The sequence below is a fragment of the Streptomyces sp. NPDC012835 genome (assembly GCF_042900885.1).
Lineage (GTDB): Bacteria > Actinomycetota > Actinomycetes > Streptomycetales > Streptomycetaceae > Streptomyces.
This window is the reverse complement of record NZ_JBIBBW010000003.1, coordinates 265,995-281,890: the sequence shown is the minus strand read 5'-3', so window position 1 is coordinate 281,890 and position 15,896 is coordinate 265,995. Positions and strand designations below refer to the sequence as shown.

At 71.5% G+C, this 15,896-nt stretch carries 18 protein-coding genes; 7 read left to right on the top strand and 11 right to left on the bottom strand.

Going from position 1 to position 15,896, the window contains the following annotated elements; translation table 11 throughout:
* Nucleotides 1-61 precede the first annotated feature (61 nt).
* Nucleotides 62-307, top strand: a complete 246-nt coding sequence (locus tag ACFY6S_RS14565) for an SCO4848 family membrane protein (protein ID WP_388815883.1) — start codon at nt 62-64, stop codon at nt 305-307.
* A 43-nt stretch (nt 308-350) separates the two neighbouring features.
* Complete coding sequence (locus ACFY6S_RS14560) at nt 351-1,685, top strand: metallophosphoesterase (protein ID WP_388815880.1); 1,335 nt, start codon at nt 351-353, stop codon at nt 1,683-1,685.
* 28 nt (nt 1,686-1,713) lie between these two features.
* Here ACFY6S_RS14560 and ACFY6S_RS14555 read toward each other — a convergent pair whose 3' ends face one another.
* From ACFY6S_RS14555 to ACFY6S_RS14545, 3 genes are all read right to left on the bottom strand, one after another.
* Nucleotides 1,714-2,463, bottom strand: a complete 750-nt coding sequence (locus ACFY6S_RS14555; protein WP_388815877.1) for a TetR/AcrR family transcriptional regulator — start codon at nt 2,461-2,463, stop codon at nt 1,714-1,716.
* 11 nt (nt 2,464-2,474) lie between these two features.
* The gene (locus ACFY6S_RS14550) at nt 2,475-2,894 is read right to left on the bottom strand and encodes a thiol-disulfide oxidoreductase DCC family protein (protein WP_388817946.1); all 420 of its coding nucleotides are present in this window, start codon (nt 2,892-2,894) and stop codon (nt 2,475-2,477) included.
* 137 nt (nt 2,895-3,031) lie between these two features.
* Complete coding sequence (locus ACFY6S_RS14545; RefSeq protein WP_388815874.1) at nt 3,032-3,448, bottom strand: hypothetical protein; 417 nt, start codon at nt 3,446-3,448, stop codon at nt 3,032-3,034.
* A 201-nt stretch (nt 3,449-3,649) separates the two neighbouring features.
* Here ACFY6S_RS14545 and ACFY6S_RS14540 point away from each other — a divergent pair, with 201 nt between their 5' ends.
* Both ACFY6S_RS14540 and ACFY6S_RS14535 read left to right on the top strand, forming a co-directional pair.
* Nucleotides 3,650-5,104, top strand: a complete 1,455-nt coding sequence (locus tag ACFY6S_RS14540; protein ID WP_388815871.1) for a M14 family zinc carboxypeptidase — start codon at nt 3,650-3,652, stop codon at nt 5,102-5,104.
* Nucleotides 5,105-5,225: 121 nt separating this feature from the next.
* Nucleotides 5,226-5,723, top strand: a complete 498-nt coding sequence (locus ACFY6S_RS14535; RefSeq protein ID WP_388815868.1) for a peptidylprolyl isomerase — start codon at nt 5,226-5,228, stop codon at nt 5,721-5,723.
* A 145-nt stretch (nt 5,724-5,868) separates the two neighbouring features.
* On the opposite strand, the gene ACFY6S_RS14530 is transcribed toward ACFY6S_RS14535, so the two are convergent.
* On the bottom strand, nt 5,869-6,078 hold the full coding sequence (locus ACFY6S_RS14530) for a DUF397 domain-containing protein (protein ID WP_388815865.1): 210 nt from the start codon (nt 6,076-6,078) through the stop codon (nt 5,869-5,871).
* Complete coding sequence (locus ACFY6S_RS14525) at nt 6,075-6,893, bottom strand: helix-turn-helix domain-containing protein (RefSeq protein WP_388815862.1); 819 nt, start codon at nt 6,891-6,893, stop codon at nt 6,075-6,077. The genes ACFY6S_RS14530 and ACFY6S_RS14525 overlap by 4 nt, the downstream gene beginning before the upstream one ends.
* A gap of 223 nt (nt 6,894-7,116) precedes the next feature.
* On the opposite strand from ACFY6S_RS14525, the gene ACFY6S_RS14520 reads away from it, so the two are divergent.
* Entirely contained in the window at nt 7,117-7,443 is a 327-nt protein-coding gene (locus ACFY6S_RS14520) for a hypothetical protein (protein ID WP_388815859.1), read from the top strand.
* A 186-nt stretch (nt 7,444-7,629) separates the two neighbouring features.
* On the opposite strand, the gene ACFY6S_RS14515 is transcribed toward ACFY6S_RS14520, so the two are convergent.
* From ACFY6S_RS14515 to ACFY6S_RS14490, 6 genes are all read right to left on the bottom strand, one after another.
* Nucleotides 7,630-8,250 (bottom strand): hypothetical protein, encoded by a 621-nt coding sequence (locus tag ACFY6S_RS14515; RefSeq protein ID WP_388815856.1) that lies wholly within the window; start codon nt 8,248-8,250, stop codon nt 7,630-7,632.
* 105 nt (nt 8,251-8,355) lie between these two features.
* Nucleotides 8,356-9,147, bottom strand: coding sequence for a succinate dehydrogenase iron-sulfur subunit (locus ACFY6S_RS14510; protein WP_388815853.1), 792 nt, complete (start codon nt 9,145-9,147; stop codon nt 8,356-8,358).
* Nucleotides 9,147-10,901 (bottom strand): succinate dehydrogenase flavoprotein subunit, encoded by a 1,755-nt coding sequence (gene sdhA / locus ACFY6S_RS14505; protein WP_388815850.1) that lies wholly within the window; start codon nt 10,899-10,901, stop codon nt 9,147-9,149. The genes ACFY6S_RS14510 and sdhA overlap by 1 nt, the downstream gene beginning before the upstream one ends.
* Before the next feature lie 21 nt (nt 10,902-10,922).
* Complete coding sequence (locus ACFY6S_RS14500) at nt 10,923-11,402, bottom strand: succinate dehydrogenase hydrophobic membrane anchor subunit (RefSeq protein WP_388815847.1); 480 nt, start codon at nt 11,400-11,402, stop codon at nt 10,923-10,925.
* Nucleotides 11,403-11,410: 8 nt separating this feature from the next.
* A complete protein-coding gene (gene sdhC / locus ACFY6S_RS14495; protein ID WP_114626872.1) occupies nt 11,411-11,791 on the bottom strand; it encodes a succinate dehydrogenase, cytochrome b556 subunit in 381 nt (126 codons plus the stop codon).
* Nucleotides 11,792-11,959: 168 nt separating this feature from the next.
* Entirely contained in the window at nt 11,960-12,682 is a 723-nt protein-coding gene (locus tag ACFY6S_RS14490) for a 2-oxo-4-hydroxy-4-carboxy-5-ureidoimidazoline decarboxylase (RefSeq protein ID WP_388815844.1), read from the bottom strand.
* A gap of 325 nt (nt 12,683-13,007) precedes the next feature.
* Between ACFY6S_RS14490 and ACFY6S_RS14485 the strand changes: the two genes are divergently transcribed.
* Together ACFY6S_RS14485 and ACFY6S_RS14480 are read left to right on the top strand one after the other, a co-directional pair.
* Nucleotides 13,008-14,627, top strand: a complete 1,620-nt coding sequence (locus ACFY6S_RS14485; protein ID WP_388815841.1) for a glycoside hydrolase family 20 protein — start codon at nt 13,008-13,010, stop codon at nt 14,625-14,627.
* A 221-nt stretch (nt 14,628-14,848) separates the two neighbouring features.
* Nucleotides 14,849-15,499 carry a hypothetical protein gene (locus ACFY6S_RS14480; protein WP_388815838.1) on the top strand — a complete coding sequence of 217 codons (651 nt, stop codon included), beginning with the start codon at nt 14,849-14,851 and terminating at the stop codon, nt 15,497-15,499.
* Nucleotides 15,500-15,896 lie beyond the last annotated feature (397 nt).

Sequence of the window (15,896 nt, the reverse complement as noted above, 5' to 3'; positions counted from 1 at the left end):
CGACGGCCGTTCCCCGGGACCCCGCCACCGGGGCGCGGAGGGCCCCGGCGATACTGAACCCATGAAGCTCAGCCGCCCCGTGTCCTGGTTCCTGCTCGCGTTCGGGGTCTGGAGCTGGTTCATCTGGGTCACCTTCGTCAAGAACCTCTGGCAGGACGGCAGCGGACTCGCCTTCGACGACGCCGGCGCTCCGACGGCGTACTTCTGGGTGCATCTGACCCTCGCCATCGTGTCCTTTCTTCTGGGGACGGCCATCGGCGTCATCGGGTTCCGGGGCGTACGTGCGCTCCGCCGCGAACAGCACTGACAACGCGGACAAGCAGGGATAAAAGGAATAAGGGGGCTCGTTCGTGGTGGTCGTCGTCGTTCTGGTGGCGCTCGTGGCCGTCGCGCTGGTCGCGGCGGCCCACTGGTACCTGTGGCTGCGCCTGGTGCGCGACACGACGGTCCCGGGGGGCGTCGCTCGCGGGGCGGGCACGGTCGCCGCGGTGATCCTGCCGCTGCTGGCCGTGGGCGCTGCCGTCTCGGGGCGCGTGGGCACGCCCTTCTGGTTGCAGCAGGCGCTGGCCTGGCCCGGGTTCCTCTGGCTGGCGATGCTGCTGTATCTGCTGCTGGCACTGCTGGTGGGCGAGGCGCTGCGGCCTCTACTGAGGAGATTGCCAGCGCTCCGCCGGGACGGCGAGGCGAAGCGGTCCATGGGAGCGGTGCCCCAAGCGTCCCAAGCCTCCCAAGTGCCGCAGCCCGCGCCCGAGCCGGTCGCCGTACCCCCGGCGCCGGAGGGCGCGGAGCCGTCCGCTCCGCCCGAGCCGTCCGCCGCCCCCGGCTCGACAGCGGCTTCCGCGCCCGCGGCCACCACCGCACCGTCCCGCAGGCTGTTCGTCTCCCGGGTCGTCGGAGGCGCCGCCGCCGCCGCGGCCCTCGCGACCGTGGGCAACGGCATGTACGGCGTCATGCGCGGCCCCCGCGTCAAGCGGATCACCGTCCCGCTGGCCAAGCTGCCGCGCGCCGCCCACGGCGTCCGGATCGCCGTCGTCAGCGACATCCACCTCGGCCCGATCCTGGGCCGCGCCCACACCCAGCGCATCGTCGACACCATCAACGCCACCCGGCCCGACGTGATCGCGGTCGTCGGCGACCTGGTCGACGGCACCGTGGAGAACCTGGGCCCGGCGGCCGAGCCGCTCGCGGGCCTGGAGTCGCGGTACGGCGCGTTCTTCGTCACCGGGAACCACGAGTACTTCTCGGGGGCGGCCGAATGGGTCGACCACGTACGCGAACTGGGCGTGCGGCCCCTGGAGAACGAGCGCGTCGAGATCGCGGGCTTCGATCTGGCGGGGGTCAACGACATCGCGGGCGAGAGCGAGGGCTCGGGCCCCGACTTCGCCAAGGCACTCGGCGGCCGCGACCCGGCCAGGGCGTCCGTACTCCTCGCCCATCAGCCGGTGGTCATCCACGACGCGGTGCGCCACGGCGTCGACCTCCAGCTCTCCGGCCACACCCACGGCGGTCAGCTGTGGCCGGGCAGTCTGGTCGCCGAGCTGGCCAACCCCACCGTCGCCGGTCTGGAGCGGTACGAGGACACCCAGCTCTACGTGTCGCGCGGCGCGGGTGCCTGGGGTCCGCCCGTACGGGTCGGGGCGCCGTCCGACATCACCGTCGTGGAGCTGGCCTCCCGCCAGGCGTGAGCGCGCCGCCCGGCGCCGTGACGTCCGCTCAGGACTTCCCGGCCCGGGAGGCCGCCGTCCGCGCCATGCCCGGCAGGAAGTCGGCGAACAGGTCGTGCACCTCCCGCATCAGCGGACGCAGCACCCGGAAGCGGGAGAGCGCGACGGAGCGGGCGGTCAGCCGGGCGCCGCGCAGCGCGAGCCGGCGGGAGCGCTCCGAGCCCTCCGAGCGGTCGTACACCCAGAACAGCACGAGCCCCATCTGCGCCAGCCACAGCACCTCGGGCAGCGTGTCCGCCAGCTCCGCCGGGACCTTCGTCCGGGAGCCGGCCAGCACCTCCCGGTGGACGGAGATGGCCGCCTCGCGGGTGGCCTCCGATTCGGGGGAGAAGGGGCTGAGCGGGCTGTCGGGGTCCGCCGCGTTCTTGAAGAACTGGGCGGCGAACTCGTGGTACGGCTCCGCGATGTCGAGCCATCCCGTCAGCACACCGGCGAGGCGCGCCTCCAGCCGGACCTCCCGGTCCAGCACGGACCGGACCGCCGCGCGGTGCTCGGTGGCGATCCGGTCGTAGAAGCCCTGGACGAGATGTTCCTTGGACGAGAAGTAGTAGTACGCGTTCCCCACGGAGACCCCGGCCTCCTTGGCGATGGCCCGCATCGTCGTCTTGTCGTACCCCCGCTCCCGGAACAGCCGCAGCGCCGTTTCGAGGATGAGCGTGCGGGTCTGCTCGCTCTTGGGGGCGGGCGCCGGGGCGGCGGCCGGGGGCCGGGTGTCCTTCTGGTCCTTCTCGTCCTTCACAGTCCCCGAGCCTAATCCGACGGCGCGGGCACCTCGCACGCCCCGTCGCAGGGGGACGCCGTCAGCGCCCGGTACTTGGCGGCGGCCAGGACGCTGACGCGGGCGAAGGGCGCACCGGCCGGGGTGGCCAGCCAGTTGGCCCGGGGCCGGTGTTCGGCCAGCGCCCAGAGGCAGACGATCAGGGCGGCGGTGGCCCGGTAGACCTGCCCGCTGTCCCCGATGACGGTGATCTCCTTGAGCGTCGACGCGTGGTCGAGGCCGGGGAAGCGCCGCCGTGCCTCCCGCGACCCGGCCGGGACCAGGTCGAGCGGTACGAGCTGGCGCTGCCGGATCAGCCAGGCCCGCAGGTGTACGCAGAGCGGGCAGTCGGCGTCGTAGAGCACCGTCAGCCGCCGTACGGGAGTCCGCCGCGCCGGGCCGCGGTGAGCCATCGGCCGGGGAGCCGGGGGCCGGGGAGCGGCGGACCGGCGGGCCCGGGCCCGCCGCGCCGGGGGCGGCGCTGCGGGCGTCCGCAGGGCGGGCAGCCGGTCGACGGGCAGCTGCCGTACGGGTCCGGTGGTCACCGCGCTCACACACCCGTCGCCGGCGTGGGGCCGCCGGTCCACCCCTGCGGGTCCACCGGCGGGATCTGGTCGCGCTCCATGATGCCGCGCCGCCGGATCCTGTTGAGCACGTACACATTGCCCAGGTGCATGACGCCGAGCACGAGCAGGACCACTCCGAGCTTGACCGACAGCGCCTCGAAGAGGCCGCGCGCGTTCGTCACCGCGTCGGCCGCCTTCAGGTACAGCGCGACGAAGCCGAGGTTGACCAGGTAGAAGCCGACCACCAGGAGGTGGTTGACGGCGTCGGCGAGCTTCTCGTTCCCCTGGAGCACGTCGGCGAGAAAGACACGCCCGTTTCCGCTGAGCGTCCGGGCCACCCACATGGTGAGCGCCACGCTGATCAGCAGGTAGGCCACATACGCGACAACAGTGAGGTCCATCCCCCACCCTCCCTTTGAACGTGTTCAAAAAGCTGATGTCCTGGACTGTAGACCCGTTTTTGAACATGTTCAAGCGGGGGTGGAAGGAGGCTCGGCGGCTCACCTCCGCCGAATGTTCCGTACCTTTGCTCCGACACGGATTCCCACCGGGACCGAGGCCGGTGCCCCCGTTCCACCCGCAACTCCGGAGACCCGCATCCCATGGCGACAGTGACCCCCGCCCAGGCCCCGGCCCCCGCGCCGACCTCAGCCGTCCCCGACAGCTGGGTACGGCGCACCACGACCGTCCCCCCGACCTCCGCGTACCCGGCCGTGGACGACCTGCTGGCGGCCTTCCGCGCGCTGGCCGGACGCCACCCCGCGCTGGTCACCGAGGAGCGGATCGGCACCTCCACCCTCGGCGAACCGCTCTACTGCTTCACCGTGCGGGACACCCCCGCCGACGGCCGGAGCGACTCCACGGACAGCCCCGACTACGTCGTCGTCGGCGGGGTCCACCCCAACGAGCCCGTCGGCGCCGTGACCGCACTCCACCTCGCCACCACCCTGTGCGAGGACGACGCCCTGCGCACCCACTTCGGCGGCGCCTGGCACATCGTGCCCTGCGTCGACCCGGACGGCGCCCGGCTCAACGAGGGCTGGTACGCCCACCCCACCGACAAGCGGCTCTACGGACGCCACTTCTACCGTCCGGCGGGCCGGGAACAGGTCGAGTGGACCTTCCCGTTCGCCTACAAGGACGCCTACTTCGACCGCGTCCTGCCGGAGACCCTCGCGCTGATGCGGCTGATCGACGCCACCCGGCCGCGCTTCCTGACCACCCTGCACAACAGCGAGGCGGGCGGCGTCTACTACTACCTCAACCGCCCGGCCCCCGAGCTGTACGAGCTGCTCGCCGCCGTCCCCGCCGCCGTCTGCGTCCCGCTCTCCACCGGCGAACCCGAAACCCCGCACACCCCCCGCTACGCACCCGCCGTCTTCGGCGCCATCGACATGCGGGACGCCTACGACTACCTCGAAAGCCTCGGCGCCGACCCGGCCGCCGAGATCGGCGGCGCGTCCAGCGCCGCCTACGCCGAGAAGTACGGCACCTTCTACTTCGTCACCGAGGTCCCGCACTGGTCCCACCCCGAGGCCGACGACGACACCCTCACCACCGAGGGATACGCCGACCTCGTCCGCCGCCGCGCCGAGGGACTGCGCGAGACCGGCGAGTTCCTGGGCGCCGTCCTCGACGCCGCCGCACCGCATCTCGCCGTACCCACCCCGTTCCTCCGGTCGGTCCAGGACTTCGTCCCCTCGCTCACCAAGGTGGCCGCCCTGGAGGCGGAGCGCGCCGAGGGCCTGGCGAACCGGCCCGCCACCGTCGCCGAGCGGTACGGCTGCCGGGCGTCCGTGCACAGCTTCCGCATCCGGTTCGGGGGCATGCTGCTGCGCGCCCTCGAAGCGGAACTCGCCGCCGGCACCGCCACCCCGCCGGTCCGCGCGGCCCACCGCGAGCTGCTGGCCACCTACACCGTCTGGGAGGACGAGGCGGAGCCGGCGACCGGCGACCCCATCCCGATCGCCACCCTCGCCGGAATGCAGTACGCCGCTCTGCTGGCGGCGGCCGACCACGCCCGTACCCGCCCCGGCCCCACCGAGGACCCCCGGTGACCCGTGCCCGGCGGGGGCGGCCGTCGCGGGTCGCGCGCGGCGGCACGCGGCAGGGCGGGCGGCGCGGGCGTGGGAGAGGGGGCGCGGACGCGTCCGCCGAGGCGAATGTCAGGATGGTGATATGACGATTCAGGTCTACTTCGACATCACCATTGACGACGCGCCCGCCGGGCGGATCACCTTCAACCTCTTCGAGGACGTCGTCCCCAAGACGGCCGAGAACTTCCGCGCGCTGGCCACCGGCGAGAAGGGCTTCGGCTACGCCGGGTCCTCCTTCCACCGGGTCATCCCCGACTTCATGCTTCAGGGCGGCGACTTCACCCGCGGCAACGGCACGGGCGGCAAGAGCATCTACGGCGAGAAGTTCGCCGATGAGAACTTCCAGCTCAAGCACACCAAGCCCGGCCAGCTCTCGATGGCCAACGCGGGCCCGAACACCAACGGCTCGCAGTTCTTCATCACCACCATCGTGACGGACTGGCTCGACGGCAAGCACGTCGTGTTCGGCGAGGTCGCCGACGAGGAGAGCCTGGCCCTCGTCAAGAAGATCGAGGGCTACGGCTCGCGCTCCGGCGCGACCAGCGCCAAGATCACCATCGCCGCCTCCGGCCAGCTCTGACCGTACCGGCACCCACGACCGCGCCGCGCGCGCCGTCCGGCGAACCCACGCCGGCCGGCGCGCGCGGGCGTTTCCGGGGTGTGCGCGGGCGGGGGACCGCGAGGCATCCGCCGGGCCGGGCCGAGCCCGAGCAGGAGGGGCGGTCTCAGGAGGCTATGAACTCGCCGCGCTGAACGGCCCGGATGAACGACGAGAAGGCCCACAGCGGGAAGACGAGCGCGGGCCCGGCCGGGTTCTTGGAGTCACGGACCGGAACCGAGCGCGCGAACGTGTCGTTCACCTCTATGCAGTTGGCGCCATTGGTGCTGTAACTGCTGCTCCGCCACGCGACGGAGAGCGATTCCGTGCCGATCATCGGCGCAGTCCTTCCAGATGCCCGCGGATCAGGCCGGCGGACTCCTCGGGTGAGAGAGCCACCGCCCGCAGCAGGTCGAAGGAGTATGTGGCGTTGGCGATCTCGTGCGTGTCCAGGACCATGCGGCCCTGGGAGAAGCCGTCGACGAAGAGCACGTCGGCCCCTTCCTCGAAACTCAGCACGGTGAAGGGGCCGGCGAGCCCGGCATGGGCGGGCACCGTGCGGGGGACGACCTGGATCACGCAGCGCGGGTCCCGCCCCTGCTGGAGCAGGCGCGCGAGCTGGAGACGCATGACGGCGGGGCCGCCGATCTGCCGGAGCAGCACATTCTCGTCCATGACGAACCAGGTACGGGGAGGCGACTGCCGTTCGAACACCTCCTGGCGGGTCATCCGCGCGGCGATGAGCCCGTCCAGATTCTCCGGCCGTACCGCGTGCAGCATGGCGCGCGCGTAGTCCTCCGTCTGTAAGAGCCCCGGAATGATCTGACTCTCGAACACCCGCATCGCCGTGGCCTCGCGTTCGAGTTCGACGAACGGCAGGAACCACGACGGGTACGCGTACGTGATGACGAGCGGATACAGCCGCCCGAAATGCCCGTCGGTGCCGAAGGCCAGGTCCAGATCGCAGGCGAGGTCCTCGGACGGTACCCGCTTGGCCGCCTCGACCTTGCTGATCATCGACTGCGTGGTGTGGGCGCGGGCCGCCGCCTCGTCCTGGGAGACCCCGGAGACCGTACGGATACGCCTCAGCTCGCTGCCGAAGAAGGCGAGAAGCGAGGAAGTGGGGTCCGGCGCGCTGGTCTCTGCCGTCATCTGCGTATTCCTCCGTCATGACCAACGCCATGTCATGGCCCGATGCCTGGTGTATGTGCTCGCGGACACCGAGACTGGACACGGAAAGCGAGTACGGGATAACGGAAGGTACATCTCCCATGTGTGACCGAACCACCGATACGGGGACGGATGCCCCGGACGGGTCGCTCCCCCTCGCCGAGTTGCCGGGCCGGTTACGGCACCGGGCAGGGGAGCCGGTCGTATGACGGGAGGCAGCGAGGCGCGTTGGTGGCTGTCGCTCCTGACCGGGACGTTCGGCTCGGACGGCACCCTGATCATGCCGCGCGAGGAACCGACCCCGGAGCTGCGGGACTTCATGCGCGCGTGGGGACCGGACACCGCGCCGGACTGGGGCGATCAGTGGGCGGCCCGGTGGGACGGGGAGGACGCGCCGGTGCGGCCGGCCGAGCCGGCGCCGACCCTGTCGCGCGCGTGGCCGCCCTGCCAGTGCGGCGGCCCCAAGTGCCGCCCGGACGAGGAGATTCCCGACGTACCGGGCCCGGACGGCGGTTGGGAGAGCGGGAGTTGACCGCCGGACGCGCCCCGGCCGGCCCGGTGAGCCGGGGGCGCCCGGCCGGGACATGCGCGGCCGGGCGAAGCCGGGACGGCCGGGCGAGGGCCCGCCACCGTTACGGCGTGATGGACGACGTGGCGCGGCCGGTCGTCGAAGCCGGCCTCGCGCCGGCCACGCCGACGGCCGTCTCCGCCGTCCCGCTCACATGGCGCTGAGCGAACGCCCGTAGTTGACCTGGCCCATGACCCGCTGGAAGGCGTCCGGGTGATCCGCCGGGACCATCGTCGCGTGGTGCCTGCCGCCGCCGGTGACCGTGATCTGGATGAAGCCGGTCGTCCTCTTCTCCTTCATCAGGAGGAAGAGCAGACCGACCAGGCACAGCAGCGCGAAGACGATCGCCAGCACGATCGCGACCGGCGGAATACGCTCCTCCGTGCGGGACATGTCCGTGGCGTTCCACACCGCCCCCCGCAGCGGGATCGTCCCCGAGGGGGTGACGACCCGGTCGCCCACCACCGTGATGTCACCGATCGCCAGCACCGGCGCACCGCCGCCCACGCCCATCGGCACCGGCAGCTGCTCCGCGTACGCGGGTCCCGCCTGCGGATATCCGTAGCCGGGCGGTGTGGCGGGGTGACCGTAAGGCGGGGTTCCCGCGCCGCCGGGCGCTCCGTCGGCGAGCGTCGGGGGCGGGAAGTCGTACTCAGGGGTCCCGGGCGGGGGCCCCGACGGCGCGCCGGCCGGCCTGGACGGTGTCGCCCCGTCCGGCGGCCCCCAGTTGTACCCGCCGTCGATCTTCCCGTACGGATTCGGCTCGCTCATCTCTCTCCCCGCTCTCCCGATACTGTCGGCGCTCCGATCCTGACACAGCGGGGGCCCGCTTCCGTACCTACGGAAGCGGGCCCCCGGCCGCGAGCGGCCGTACCGTCAGAAGCGACGCGTGATCAGCGCGCGCTTGACCTCCTGGATGGCCTTCGTGACCTCGATACCGCGCGGGCAGGCGTCCGTGCAGTTGAACGTGGTGCGGCAGCGCCACACACCGTCCTTGTCGTTGAGGATCTCCAGGCGCTGCTCCCCGGCCTCGTCGCGCGAGTCGAAGATGAAGCGGTGCGCGTTGACGATCGCGGCCGGACCGAAGTACTGGCCGTCGTTCCAGAACACCGGGCAGGACGACGTGCACGCCGCGCACAGGATGCACTTGGTGGTGTCGTCGAAGCGCTCGCGGTCCTCGGCGGACTGGAGCCGCTCACGGGTCGGCTCGTTCCCGCTGGTGACCAGGAACGGCATCACGTCGCGGTACGCCTGGAAGAACGGGTCCATGTCGACGATCAGGTCCTTGAGGACCGTGAGCCCCTTGATGGGCTCGACCGTGACCGGCTTGCTGACCGTCCCGTCCTTGTCCAGCGTGACGAGGTCCTTGATCAGCGTCTTGCACGCCAGCCGGTTGCGGCCGTTGATCCGCATCGCGTCGGAGCCGCAGATGCCGTGCGCGCAGGAGCGCCGGAAGGTGAGCGAGCCGTCGACGTCCCACTTGATCTTGTGGAGGGCGTCGAGGACACGCTCCTTGGGATCGATGTCGATCCGGAAGTCCTGCCACTGGACCTCGTCCGAGACCTCGGGGTTGAAGCGCCGGATCCGGAAGGTGACCGCGATGAGGTGCGAAGAGGTGGAGTCCGCCTCCAGTGTCGCCAGCTTGTCCATGGTCGTCGGGGTAGCCATCAGTACTTACGCTCCATCGGCTGGTAGCGGGTCTGGACGACCGGCTTGTAGTCGAGCCTGATCGACTCGGCACCGTCGTCGCCCACCTCGCGGTACGCCATGGTGTGGCGCATGAAGTTGACGTCGTCGCGGTTCGGGAAGTCCTCGCGGTAGTGACCGCCGCGGGACTCCTTGCGGGCGAGCGCGGACACGGCCATGACCTCGGCCAGGTCGAGCAGGTTGCCCAGCTCGATGGCTTCCAGCAGGTCCGTGTTGAAGCGCCGGCCCTTGTCCTGGACGGACACGTTCAGGTAGCGCTCGCGCAGCTCACCGATCTTCTCGACGGCCGTCTTGATCGTCTGCTCGGTGCGGAACACCATCACATTGGCGTCCATGCACTCCTGGAGCTCCAGGCGCAGCTCGGCGACCCGCTCCTTGCCCGTGGAGTTGCGCAGCCGCTCCACCTGGGCCTCGACCAGCTCGGCCGGGTTCTCGGGCAGCTCGACGTAGTCGTTGGCCGCGGAGTACTCGGCGGCGGCGATGCCGGACCTGCGGCCGAAGACGTTGATGTCCAGCAGCGAGTTGGTGCCGAGCCGGTTGGCGCCGTGCACCGAGACGCACGCCACCTCGCCGGCCGCGTACAGGCCGGGCACGACCGTGGTGTTGTCCGCGAGGACCTCACCCTGGACGTTGGTGGGGATACCGCCCATGGCGTAGTGCGCGGTCGGCTGGATCGGGATCGGGTCCGTGTACGGCTCGATGCCCAGGTACGTCCGCGCGAACTCGGTGATGTCGGGCAGCTTGGCGTCCAGCTGCTCCGGCGGCAGGTGCGTGAGGTCGAGGTAGACGTGGTCGCCCTCGGGGCCGCAGCCGCGGCCCTCGCGGATCTCCGTGTAGATGGAGCGCGAGACGACGTCGCGGGAGGCGAGGTCCTTCATGACGGGCGCGTACTTCTCCATGAAGCGCTCGCCGTCCTTGTTGCGGAGGATGCCGCCCTCACCGCGGGCGCCCTCCGTCAGCAGGATGCCCATGCGCCAGATGCCCGTCGGGTGGAACTGGAAGAACTCCATGTCCTCCAGGGGCAGCCCGCGCCGGTAGCACGCGGCCTGGCCGTCACCGGTCAGGGTGTGCGCGTTCGAGGTCACCTTGAAGAACTTGCCGGTGCCGCCGGACGCGTAGATGACGGCCTTCGCCTGGAAGACGTGGATCTCGCCGGTGGCCAGCTCGTAGGCGACCACACCGGCGGACTTCTTGACCCCGTCGACCTCGGCGATCAGCTGGTCGAGGACGTAGAACTCGTTGAAGAACTCCACGCCCTCCTTGACGCAGTTCTGGTACAGCGTCTGGAGGATCATGTGGCCGGTGCGGTCCGCCGCGTAGCAGGACCTGCGGACCGGCGCCTCGCCGTGGTTGCGGGAGTGCCCGCCGAAGCGGCGCTGGTCGATGGTGCCGTCCGGGGTGCGGTTGAACGGCAGGCCCATCTTCTCCAGGTCGAGGACCGCGTCGATGGCCTCCTTCGCCAGGATCTCGGCGGCGTCCTGGTCGACCAGGTAGTCACCGCCCTTGATCGTGTCGAAGGTGTGCCACTCCCAGTTGTCCTCCTCCACGTTGGCGAGCGCGGCGGCCATGCCGCCCTGCGCGGCGCCCGTGTGGGAGCGGGTGGGGTACAGCTTCGTCAGCACGGCGGTACGGCTGCGCTTGGTCGACTCGATGGCCGCGCGCATACCGGCGCCACCGGCGCCGACGATGACGGTGTCGTACTTATGGATCTTCATGAAGTCTCGTCAGCCCCGGCTTTAGCGGATGTTCGGGTCGAAGGTGAAGATCACCAGCGAGCCGAGAAGGATGGTGAACACCGTGGCGGTGTACAGCAGGCCCTTGAGCCACAGGCGCGTGTTGGTGCGCTCCGCGTAGTCGTTGATGATCGTGCGGAGGCCGTTGCCGCCGTGCAGCATCGCCAGCCACAGCATCGCCAGGTCCCAGACCTGCCAGAACGGGGACGCCCAGCGGCCGGCCACGAAGGCGAAGCCGATCTTGGAGACGCCGCCGTCCAGCACGAGCTGGATGAGCAGGTGGCCGATGACCAGGACGACCAGCACGACGCCGGACAGCCGCATGAACAGCCACGCGGCCATCTCGAAGTTGCCCCGGGTCGTCTTGGGGGTCTTGGCGGTGCGCTTGCGCGGCGGCTCGATGACCGGCGCGGGGAAGTCGGCGTCGTACAGGCTCGCGCCCTCGACGGGACTGATCGCGGAAGACGTGGTGTCAGTGGACATGCGGTCTCTCAGCTCCCGAAGACTTCGCGTACGGCATGGCCGAGCACGGGGTAGAGGGCGCCCACCATCAGGACGATCCAGATGCCCACGGCGGACCAGAGCATCTGCTTCTGGTAGCGGGGGCCCTTGGACCAGAAGTCCACGGCGATGACCCGCAGGCCGTTGAGCGCGTGGAAGAGAATGGCGGCCACGAGGCCGTACTCGAGCAGCGCGACGACCGGTGTCTTGTAGGTCGCCACGACATCGTCGTACGCCTCGGGTGAGACACGGACGAGAGCAGTGTCGAGCACGTGTACGAACAGGAAGAAAAAGATGAGCACGCCGGTGACTCGATGAGCCACCCACGACCACATTCCTTCCCGGCCGCGGTACAGCGTTCCAGCCGGCACGGAAAAACCCTCCGGGAGCGGGGATCGGGGCCGGCCGCCATCTTCTACTCAAGCAAGCACAGTGGTGTCGGTCGCGCCCGGCCGGGTACGGTCCACCGGCCCCGGCCATCGTAGCGACGAGTTGTCGGTTCGTTCGCGCCGGGTCCCCAGGTGTGATCAAACAGGCAATCAAACGGCCACGGACGGGCTACCCGGGCAGCCGGGGAAGTCCGCCCCCGGACCGGGCTGCCGTCCCACCAGCCGGGGCGGGTCCTGGATCAGCCGGGTGAGGCGGCTCCGGGCGAGTCGGCGCAGCTCGTCGGCGGAGACCGACCGCTCGTGGTCGGGATCGTGACCGAGCCGCGTCCTGATGGCGGCCAGGATGTGATCGAGGGACTCCTCGGGCCGCAGGCCGGCCGGGCCGATCACGAAGGCGTGGCCGAAGCGGCTCTCGTACGCGGCGTGCGCGGCGCGCAGCGCGGTCGTGGCGGCGGCCGGGGCGCCGGGCGGCGGCGCGGCGGGCGACTCGGCGGCGAGCGCCTCCGCCAGATCGCTGAAGGAGAGGTCGTAACCCGCCTCGTCGGACGCCGCGAGCAGCGAGTCCGGATCGGGGTACGGGCGGTGCGCGGCGATCCGCCGGGCCCAGCGGCCGCTGCCGAGACAGGCGAGCAGCGCGGGCTCGATGACGGTCCGCGGAGCGGTGTTGAAGCGCCGGAGCCCGTGCGGGGGGCCGGCGGTGGGTGCGCGGGACAGCGGGGGCTCCTCGAACGCGGACTGAGGCGGGCGGAAACGCGGTGGTTCGGGGGATACGGGCGACGGAGGCGTAGGAGCAGACGTGCGGACGGGCGTGACGGTTGCGTGAAGGGTCCGGTCGGGTGAGAAAAATGATGAGGTGGGAAACGAGGTGACCACGGGACCGGAGGGGGCGGAGGGGCCCCGGGGCCGGGGTCAGGGGCGCGGGGCGGTTGAGCAACCGGGACGGATCCGCCGTACACCCTGTCGGCGGTCGGAAGGGGAGGGCCGCTCCTGCACCGTCCCCACCCCCGTTCTTCACCCGGATGGGAGAGTTTCGGCGCGCGGGACGGCCGCCGGCGTGGGACCTTCGCCGTAGTCGCGTCACGCTTTCGCCGTACACGGCGGCGGACGCGCCGGCAGTGGACATACCGGTGGAGCGGCGGGGAGCAGGCCGGTACGTACGTACATGTCGTGCGGTTTTCGCACATGGGAGGTTTACGTGATGAGGTCATCTCCGGGGGCCCGGATAACCGGCGCGGTCGTCGTGCTGGTCACCGCCACGACGGTCGCGGCCTGCGGCTCGGGGGGCAACAACGACGGATCCTCGGACGGCGCCCGGTCGGGGAGGGCCACCGGCGCGGACTCGGCGGCGAGCGCCTCGGCCTCCCCGTCACCCACTCGGACGTATCCGCTCTCCACCACCCCGCGCTCCATACCCTCCGTACGCACCCACGAGGCGGCGCGCGGCCCCGGCTGGCGGCCCGGCGCGAACAGCGGCGTCGTCATCGCCCGGGGCAGCGAGGGACTCGCCGACGAGGGGAAGCTGCTCTCGCGGGAGCTGAAGATCGCCTACCGGGGCACCGCCGCCGCCCGCGCGGGCGATGTGGAGCTGGCGCTCAGGAGCGGCTCCGGCGCGGCCGAGTCGTACACCCTGACCACGCGCGACGGGCGGGTCCGGATCAGCGGCCCCGACCAGGCCGGGGTCTTCTACGGGACGCGCACGCTGAAGCAGTCCGTACGGGCCGACGGCACCGTGCCGGAGGGCGTCGTACGGGACGAACCGGCCCGTCAGCAGCGCGGACTCAACCTCGACATCGCGCGGAAGTACTACACGCCGGACTGGATCGAGGCCCGGATGCGCGAGATGGCCGACCTCAAGATGAACATGCTGGGGCTGCACTTCTCCGACGACCAGGGCTTCCGCATCGAGTCCACCAGCCATCCCGAGATCGTCTCCGCGCAGCATCTGTCCCAGGCCGATGTCCGCCGGATCCTGGCGCTCGCGGACCAGCTGCACATCACCGTCGTCCCGGAGATCGACTCGCCGGGACACCTCGGCGCCGTGCTCAAGGCCCACCCGGATCTCCAGCTGCGCAATGCGAACGGCGTGGCCACCCAGGGCGCGATCGACATCTCGAAGGACGCCTCGGCCAAGCTCGTGGACGAGCTGGACCGCGAGTTCGCCGGTCTCTTCCCCGGGCGGTACTGGAACCTCGGCGCTGACGAGTACCAGGCGCTGGTCGTGCGCGATCCGGAGGCGTCGTATCCGCAGCTCGCGCGGGCCGCGGCGAGCAAGTACGGCTCCGGCGCGCGGGTCCAGGACCTGACGACCGCGTGGACGAACGACCGGGCGGCGGCGCTGAAGTCGTTCGACAAGAAGTTCAAGGTCTGGAACGACGGACTCTTCAAGGGCGGCGTCGTCAAGGCCGACCCCGCCTTCGAGGTGCAGTACTGGACCGGCAAGGAGCTGGGCGCGCGACCGCCGCAGGAGTATCTCGACGAGGGGCGCAAGGTCCTGAACCTCAACGACGAGTACCTCTACTACGTGCTCGGGCAGCCCAACACCTTCGTCTATCCGGACGGCCGGCGGATCTACCAGCAGTGGACCCCGCTGGTGCTGCGCGGCACGAAGCCGGTGCCGACGGCCCACCAGGGGCAGATCCAGGGCGGGATGTTCGCGATCTGGGGCGACTTCCCCAACGCGCAGACCCAGGACCAGGTGGCGGCCGGGATCAGGCTGCCGCTGGCGGCGACGGCCGAGAAGACCTGGAACCCGGCGAAGCCGACGCTGAGCTGGAGCGAGTTCAAGGCGCTGGACGCGAAGACGGCGGGGACCGGCTGAGGGGACCGGCCGAGGGGACCGGCCCCTGTACGGAGGCACCGCGGCCGAGGGCGCGGTGCCTCCTCGTGTCGTCCCCCCGGGGCGAGGTGTGACGGCCCGGGGGCGGGCCCGCGCGGCGGTCTACGCGCGATGAACGGGTGACGTTTTCCGGTCCTTTGGCGCAGTAGGGGGTAGTACCGGTACGTACTGGCCGGTACGCGTCCGCGACAGGAGACGTGCGCATGAGTCTGGTGAAGCTGATCGACGCAGCCGACGAGCGAGGTCTCGCCGCGAGCGGGCTGGCCTGCCTCGAACGCTGCCTGCCGCTGCCGGTCCAGGAGGCCGGGAGCGATGTCTTCCGGCCACTGTGGGCGGGCATCGGCGGCGGCGGACAGGAGTGGGCCGGCCGGCTGGCCGCCACCCGGCTCGCCCTCGACGAGGCCGTGGCGGCACGGACCGCGACCGGCGCCGCCCCCGACCCGACCGCCCCCGACGTCACCGCCGTACTCGTCGGGACCCTGCTCGCGTCCGCCCCCGAGCAGTGGGCGGCCCGGCAACTGCGCACCTGGGCCGACACCTGCTCCGTCGTCGCGCTGGAGATCCACCAGAAGCTCGACGCCGTGGGCGACACGAGCGGCGACGCCGCCGCGGCCGAGCGGCTGGCCCGCTGCCGCGAGGACGCGGCGGCCGTGCCGGACGCGGTGGAGGGTGCCGAGGGCGGCGACGGCGTCGGCCCGCTGGTCGCCGGCGAACTCCGGCGGCAGATCAGCATCCTGGAGATCCTGGCCGAGACCGAGGGGCCCGCCGGACTGCGCCGGGCCATGGAACTGTCCACCGAGGGGCAGCGCGTGCTGCGCGCGGTGGTCTCGCGCCGTGCGCGGGCCCGCAGTTGAGGGACGACGGCCGGGGGAGCCGGCGGCGGCAGCCCGGACCGGACCGCGGAGACCCCCAGCGGCGTCACCCTCATGGGATGCGCCGCCGCGTCCGCACCTCTCATCGCACGAGCTGGTGGCGCGGGGGACCGGGCGGAGGCCGACCGTTTCCCGGGTCCTGGGGTGCCTGAGCCGCCGGGGGTCACCGGGCAGGGCGGACGAGGTCACTGATTCCGGCGAGTGAGGCGCGCGGGAGGACATGAGCGCGGCGGACGGCGCGAGGCCGGTGCTCCGCGACCACGACGCCCCGGACGTGCCCACCTGCGAGTGAGTCAGGTAGGCACGTCCTCGCGAGCGGTGATCACCGGAGGCTGAGCCGGTCCCGGCCGATCACCTGGGACAGCGGGCCGTGGCCGGG

Excerpts from the sequence above, each read along its gene's own strand:
- ACFY6S_RS14565 (WP_388815883.1), top strand. The coding sequence starts at position 62 with ATGAAGCTCAGCCGCCCCGTGTCCTGGTTCCTGCTCGCGTTCGGGGTC.
- ACFY6S_RS14550 (WP_388817946.1), bottom strand. The coding sequence starts at position 2,894 with ATGGCTCACCGCGGCCCGGCGCGGCGGACTCCCGTACGGCGGCTGACG.
- ACFY6S_RS14545 (WP_388815874.1), bottom strand. The coding sequence starts at position 3,448 with ATGGACCTCACTGTTGTCGCGTATGTGGCCTACCTGCTGATCAGCGTG.
- ACFY6S_RS14540 (WP_388815871.1), top strand. The coding sequence starts at position 3,650 with ATGGCGACAGTGACCCCCGCCCAGGCCCCGGCCCCCGCGCCGACCTCA.
- ACFY6S_RS14535 (WP_388815868.1), top strand. The coding sequence starts at position 5,226 with ATGACGATTCAGGTCTACTTCGACATCACCATTGACGACGCGCCCGCC.
- ACFY6S_RS14530 (WP_388815865.1), bottom strand. The coding sequence starts at position 6,078 with ATGATCGGCACGGAATCGCTCTCCGTCGCGTGGCGGAGCAGCAGTTAC.
- ACFY6S_RS14525 (WP_388815862.1), bottom strand. The coding sequence starts at position 6,893 with ATGACGGCAGAGACCAGCGCGCCGGACCCCACTTCCTCGCTTCTCGCC.
- ACFY6S_RS14520 (WP_388815859.1), top strand. The coding sequence starts at position 7,117 with ATGACGGGAGGCAGCGAGGCGCGTTGGTGGCTGTCGCTCCTGACCGGG.
- ACFY6S_RS14515 (WP_388815856.1), bottom strand. The coding sequence starts at position 8,250 with ATGAGCGAGCCGAATCCGTACGGGAAGATCGACGGCGGGTACAACTGG.
- ACFY6S_RS14510 (WP_388815853.1), bottom strand. The coding sequence starts at position 9,147 with ATGGCTACCCCGACGACCATGGACAAGCTGGCGACACTGGAGGCGGAC.
- sdhA (WP_388815850.1), bottom strand. The coding sequence starts at position 10,901 with ATGAAGATCCATAAGTACGACACCGTCATCGTCGGCGCCGGTGGCGCC.
- ACFY6S_RS14500 (WP_388815847.1), bottom strand. The coding sequence starts at position 11,402 with ATGTCCACTGACACCACGTCTTCCGCGATCAGTCCCGTCGAGGGCGCG.
- ACFY6S_RS14485 (WP_388815841.1), top strand. The coding sequence starts at position 13,008 with ATGAGGTCATCTCCGGGGGCCCGGATAACCGGCGCGGTCGTCGTGCTG.
- ACFY6S_RS14480 (WP_388815838.1), top strand. The coding sequence starts at position 14,849 with ATGAGTCTGGTGAAGCTGATCGACGCAGCCGACGAGCGAGGTCTCGCC.